This window comes from Paramesorhizobium salinisoli (genome assembly GCF_003335045.1).
GTDB classification, from domain to species: Bacteria; Pseudomonadota; Alphaproteobacteria; order Rhizobiales; family Rhizobiaceae; genus Paramesorhizobium; species Paramesorhizobium salinisoli.
In genome coordinates this window covers 1-4,818 of record NZ_QOZG01000049.1, presented here as the reverse complement: position 1 = coordinate 4,818, position 4,818 = coordinate 1, and the positions used below count along the sequence as shown (strand labels likewise).

Sequence of the window (4,818 nt, the reverse complement as noted above, 5' to 3'; positions counted from 1 at the left end):
CGTCAGCAAGATCGTGGCTCACCAGGGAGATCGGCAGGCGTGCAGCGCCGACCCCTGCCCGCACCGCATCCCGAACCATGATGAGCGACGACAATGCAAGGACTGGCTCGATACTGAATGTCGCAGGTGTCACTTGGCAGCTAATGACAAGAATTCGGCTGTTTGGTTCGCGTTGGGCACCTAATTATGAGAATGCCGGCCGTTCGATTCTCAAATTAACTGCATCTGCGAGGAGGCTTAAGCCGTCGACGCGGGCCATAAGCTTCTCCATGAGATGGTTTTGAGGCCGGAAATATTGGCGCGTTATTCTCGCATTAAGTGGCAATTCAAAGAAATATTATCAAATTAACTGCCCATTCTCAATTTATGTGCCGGCCTATCTATCTGAAATCATTGATACCGCGTTCTCATAATTAAGTGCCGAGTGACAGATCTTAAGCGGGGGCGATTGCCAATGAAGGGGCCACGCTCGGACGAGCGGCTGGATCTGGTCTACGATATCGACTGGGACGAGGATGCCCGCCTCGTCGAATGGCAGGACGTGATCGCCGAGACACGTGATCTACCGGTTGTCCTGCGGGCGGCGATCCTTCTCGAAGCCTGGTCCGAGATCGAGGTGTTTCAACGCGGCGCCTGGCTCGGGCCGCTTCTCGTGGCCGCACTGCTGCGGCAGGAAGGGCTTGCCACGCACCATCTCGCCAGCCTGCATCTCGGTGCCAAAAGCATCCCCCGGGAACGGAGGCGGGCACGAAATCGCAGCCATCGGCTGCTGGCTTCCCTCGACGCAATTCAAGAGATGGCTCTGGCCGGTTTGAAAGAGCACGATCGCTTGGTGCTGGCGAAAACCCAGATGGAGCGGCGACTCAAGCAACGCCGCGTCAGCTCAAAACTCCCCGACCTCATCGAGTTGGTCCTCTCTCGTCCGCTGGTTTCCACCGGTATGATCCAGGAGCAGCTAAAAATCTCGAAACAAGGTGCGCTCAATCTGGTCGGCGAACTAAATCTGCGCGAGCTGACGGGTAGGGGAAGGTTTCGGGCATGGGGGGTGATCTAATCAGATCGTGCTACCGTCGCCTTCGACAGCTTTCCGCTTCCAAAATACGACATGATAATCAAGGTAAAAATCACCGCAAAAATGGCGGTTTGATTATCGCTTAGTGGTCGGGAATATAGCTCCCCGGTAGTATGAGAGCGATCAGTACGGCTTGCCAATAAACATGGGGGATGTCGCTGTATACACGAACGGATCATCGTATCGTGCCTTACTTGGAAACCGAGGGCTTCCTAAACTTTGAGCCGACGCGGTATTGGAACCGCGACCGCTGATCTACGCAGCCGGTTGCAATCTCCGCACGACTGGCAGATCACGCTCCTGCGCCTTCGACAGTTCGTAATTTGCCTGCAAGTTCATCCAGAAGCGAGCCGAACTCACACCGGCCTGTTCCAACCGGATTGCGAGATCGGGGCTGATCCCGGCATGGCCGTTGATGACACGCGACAGCGTGGTCCGGGACACGCCGAGCCGGCGCGCCGCTTCCGTGACTTCGATGCCCAACGGTATCAGCACGTCTTCGCGCAGAAGCTCGCCTGGGTGGGGATGGTTCTTCATCATGATCTTCGTCCTTCAGTGATAGTCAATGTAATCGACCAGTTCCGCGTCGGAGCCGATGAAGCGAAATGTGACCCGCCAATTGCCGTTGACCCATACGGCCCAATGGCCTTCCAGATCGCCATGCAGAGGATGGAGCCGATAGCCCGGATGGTCCATTTCTCCCGGCTTGGTCGCGGCATCCAGCGCTGCCAGAATGCGCTTGAGTTTGGGCACGTGTGCTGCCTACACCCCACGGGTTGAGCCTGTTTCATACAGGCGCTTGAGGCCCTTGTGGCGGAAGCTGATTATCATCGCCGACATGTAGCGCGTTACGCCTCACGCTACAAGAAAAAATATCAGCCAGTGCGTTCGTGCCTCTTCTGGATGTGGCATCTAGTGATGCGTGTGGCCGGTTGGCATCACCCATTGAGGGACGGGATCTCGACCGACCAATTGGATAGCTGGGCCGTTATCCTGGATATAAGCCGTCGCTTCTTCCTCGCTATCAAAGCGCATCGCTTCACGACTGTCGCCAGCGACGCTTTGGCCGTCATAGGCCAGAAGTGTTTGACCTAAAATGTCGCCATTCAAGCTGATAGCCCACGGTTTCATCGTCAACTCTCCCTTCGTGCCTTTGTGGGCATTGTTGAAATTTCAGATTCACCCGATTGAGCAGCATTCATTACCCTGTTCGGGTCGAGGTCCGCGACCACGGCGGCGAGCGCGAGCTGCGCATAGACAGGTGCACCTCTTAACTCCCATGCCTTCAGCGCGCCTTACTGCACCGACGACCGTCAGGCACTCCATATTGCCAGCGTGTTTTCGGCGGCGCGGACTGCGGGTTATGCTGATGACGTCGAGTTGCGGCATGTGACCTTCGGTGCCGTCCCGCAATTGCTGCTATGCATATCATCAGCTCTTCCGTCCGAATGGGGCGATATTCATGGTTCGCTGTGGTCCCTGCTCTTCGAACTGCATCCCGGCCCGTGGCTAATCAGGCCCCATCAAGGGCCTAACACACGACTGATAGAATTCCTCGTTCGCGGACTACCGTCAAAAAATCTTCTTGCCAAACCGGGGGCATCCACACACGCGCCGGGTCATCCGTACTGCCGGAAGACGCACATGATTAAATCATAGGAGTCATTTTTATATTTGAATTTAAACTCGGTTAATCCCGGTCCGTGAAGGCTGTAGCACCCTTCTACAATCCGGGCTGTCGGCCAACTGCTGGATTTTTCTTGCCTGTTCGAGTAATACATTTTCATGTCGCTCCCGACGCCCGTCCACATGCAGACCAGCTCATCAACGCGAGAGTCATAGACCAGCGCCGGCTCTCCATCACTGAGCGCATTGGTGATCGGTTGGCCATTGCTCCAGTTCTGGCCATCATAGATCGTGTAGTATAGTTGCGGATTGTCGTGATCAGGAGCCCCGCCATGGTATACACACCAAAGCTGGTCCTTGAACACAGCTAGCGCCGGCCCCTTATTGCTCATCTGTTTGGGGATCTCCGAGGCGTCGCTCCAATTCTGACCGTCCCAGACGGTGTAGTACAGTTGCGGGTTCTGGTTGCTGACATCCGGGGAGCCGCCACGATACACGCACCATAGCTGATCATTAAATACGGCCAGCGCCGGCCCGGAATCGCTCATCTGTTTGGGAATATCCTGGGCATCGCTCCAGTTGTTGCCATCGTAATAGGTGTAGTACAATTGCGGATTGTTGTGCCCTGGAGCCCCGCCACGATACACGCACCATAGCTGGTCATTGAGTATTGCCAGCGCCGGCCCGTCAGCGCTCTTCTGATTGGGGATTGGCGTGTCTCCGCTCCATCCACCGCCTGCAACCCCGGGGGCAGCGTATTTAAATGAGTTAGAATACAACCCGAGGTCGCTCCCTCCGCCGCGATGCACACACCACACTCTGCCTTGGAAATGGGCCAATGCTGGACGAGCGTGGCTTTTGGTCTTGGGTACCGGGGACGGGGTGCTCCATTCGTCGTCATCGATGCCAGTTTCTGCAAATGCCGTTGTATAATAAAGATATTCGCTCATCGGTTTACGCCTGCTTCGTGGTTACGCAATAATATTTTTATTGTGATAAATTATTATCTATACACCGTAGATTCCACACGAAAATACTCAAGAGTATTTTTCTGCCATGGTATACTTATGAGAAATACTTTAGCGGATAGAGAATATTCGATAGCTAATAGTGGATGCTGCGGATCATTGCCTGGAAGTCGGCGATGGCTTCAGGTACTCGAAAAGCCTCTGGTGAACCGGGCGCAGATGCCAGGCGGCTCGTTGAAAGGAGTGCCCGCAGGTAATGTCTACATCTGGTCCGAATGTAACAGTCGTTACATATACACCTGTATATTCAGTGTCTGCCATTTTTAGCTCCAATTTTACTGGGTTTAATTAGAAATTTATTCAAAAACTGTGAAAACCCCACCACTGCTATCACTCCGCATAGTTCACCCTGAATTACGGCAATCCTGACTTGGGCATTTGAAGTTTGGTTATAAATCGCGCGCCCGTGCCCTCATCAACATTACCATCTGTTGAGACCGTCATAGTCGCTCCGTGCACTAATGCCCAACTCACCATGGTAGCGTATTGATATGCAGTTTTTGATGGATCTACGAGCAGTGTTTGGAATTGACGGTTCGGCTTATGGCTAGAAAATCCCGTTAATATTTGGTTATCCCTGGAGGGGCCAAATTCCACGCTCGTGGCATACATATTACTATAAGAGTTTGCCATTAAAACACCTCATACGGATAAATATCGTTGTAAAATATACCTATAAAACGATGATATCTTCTATTGCATTTTAGTTTTTTAGTTAAAGTAATATAATAGAACTAACATATAACTGACCTGTGTTATCTGATGTATTATAGCGTATGGACGCTGACTACCTTCGATGATAAGGAGCGCGGAATCACTGCGATGAAAATTGCTCCTGCCACGCCGCGCTGCTCACCTTTACTTCCTTCCACAATTTGTTCGCCGGCACGGTGTTCGGCTTCCTGATTTCGGCGGCGCTGGTGGTGGTTCTGCCGGCGCCGAAGCCGTCGCAGCCGCGTGGCATCACCTGCCCCTGCACCGAGCGGTCGAGCGCCGAGGTCGGTTCGTCGAGGATGACGACCTTGGGCTTGAGGATCATCGCCCGCGCGATGGCAATGCGCTGCCGTTGCCCGCCGGAAAACTCGTGCGGAT

General features: G+C 53.7%; 6 protein-coding genes and 1 pseudogene. 1 reads left to right on the top strand and 6 read right to left on the bottom strand.

What is annotated here, in order from left to right:
- A pseudogene (locus DUT91_RS24475) lies at nucleotides 1–124 on the bottom strand (LysR family transcriptional regulator); the annotation flags it as partial.
- Nucleotides 125–454: 330 nt separating this feature from the next.
- On the opposite strand from DUT91_RS24475, the gene DUT91_RS24470 reads away from it, so the two are divergent.
- Complete coding sequence (locus DUT91_RS24470) at nucleotides 455–1,054, top strand: RHE_PE00001 family protein (protein WP_114442993.1); 600 nt, start codon at nucleotides 455–457, stop codon at nucleotides 1,052–1,054.
- Between the two features lie 273 nt (nucleotides 1,055–1,327).
- Here DUT91_RS24470 and DUT91_RS24465 read toward each other — a convergent pair whose 3' ends face one another.
- The 5 genes from DUT91_RS24465 to DUT91_RS27220 form a co-directional block, all read right to left on the bottom strand.
- On the bottom strand, nucleotides 1,328–1,612 hold the full coding sequence (locus DUT91_RS24465) for a HigA family addiction module antitoxin (protein WP_114442991.1): 285 nt from the start codon (nucleotides 1,610–1,612) through the stop codon (nucleotides 1,328–1,330).
- A gap of 12 nt (nucleotides 1,613–1,624) precedes the next feature.
- Nucleotides 1,625–1,825: a type II toxin-antitoxin system RelE/ParE family toxin gene (locus DUT91_RS24460; RefSeq protein ID WP_342634479.1), complete on the bottom strand. Its 201-nt coding sequence runs from the start codon at nucleotides 1,823–1,825 to the stop codon at nucleotides 1,625–1,627.
- 159 nt (nucleotides 1,826–1,984) lie between these two features.
- Nucleotides 1,985–2,203 (bottom strand): hypothetical protein, encoded by a 219-nt coding sequence (locus DUT91_RS24455; protein ID WP_114442989.1) that lies wholly within the window; start codon nucleotides 2,201–2,203, stop codon nucleotides 1,985–1,987.
- 488 nt (nucleotides 2,204–2,691) lie between these two features.
- Nucleotides 2,692–3,648, bottom strand: a complete 957-nt coding sequence (locus DUT91_RS24450) for a hypothetical protein (protein WP_114442987.1) — start codon at nucleotides 3,646–3,648, stop codon at nucleotides 2,692–2,694.
- Between the two features lie 892 nt (nucleotides 3,649–4,540).
- Nucleotides 4,541–4,818 (bottom strand): ATP-binding cassette domain-containing protein (locus tag DUT91_RS27220; protein WP_281032644.1); only part of this gene is annotated, 278 nt, incomplete at its 5' end.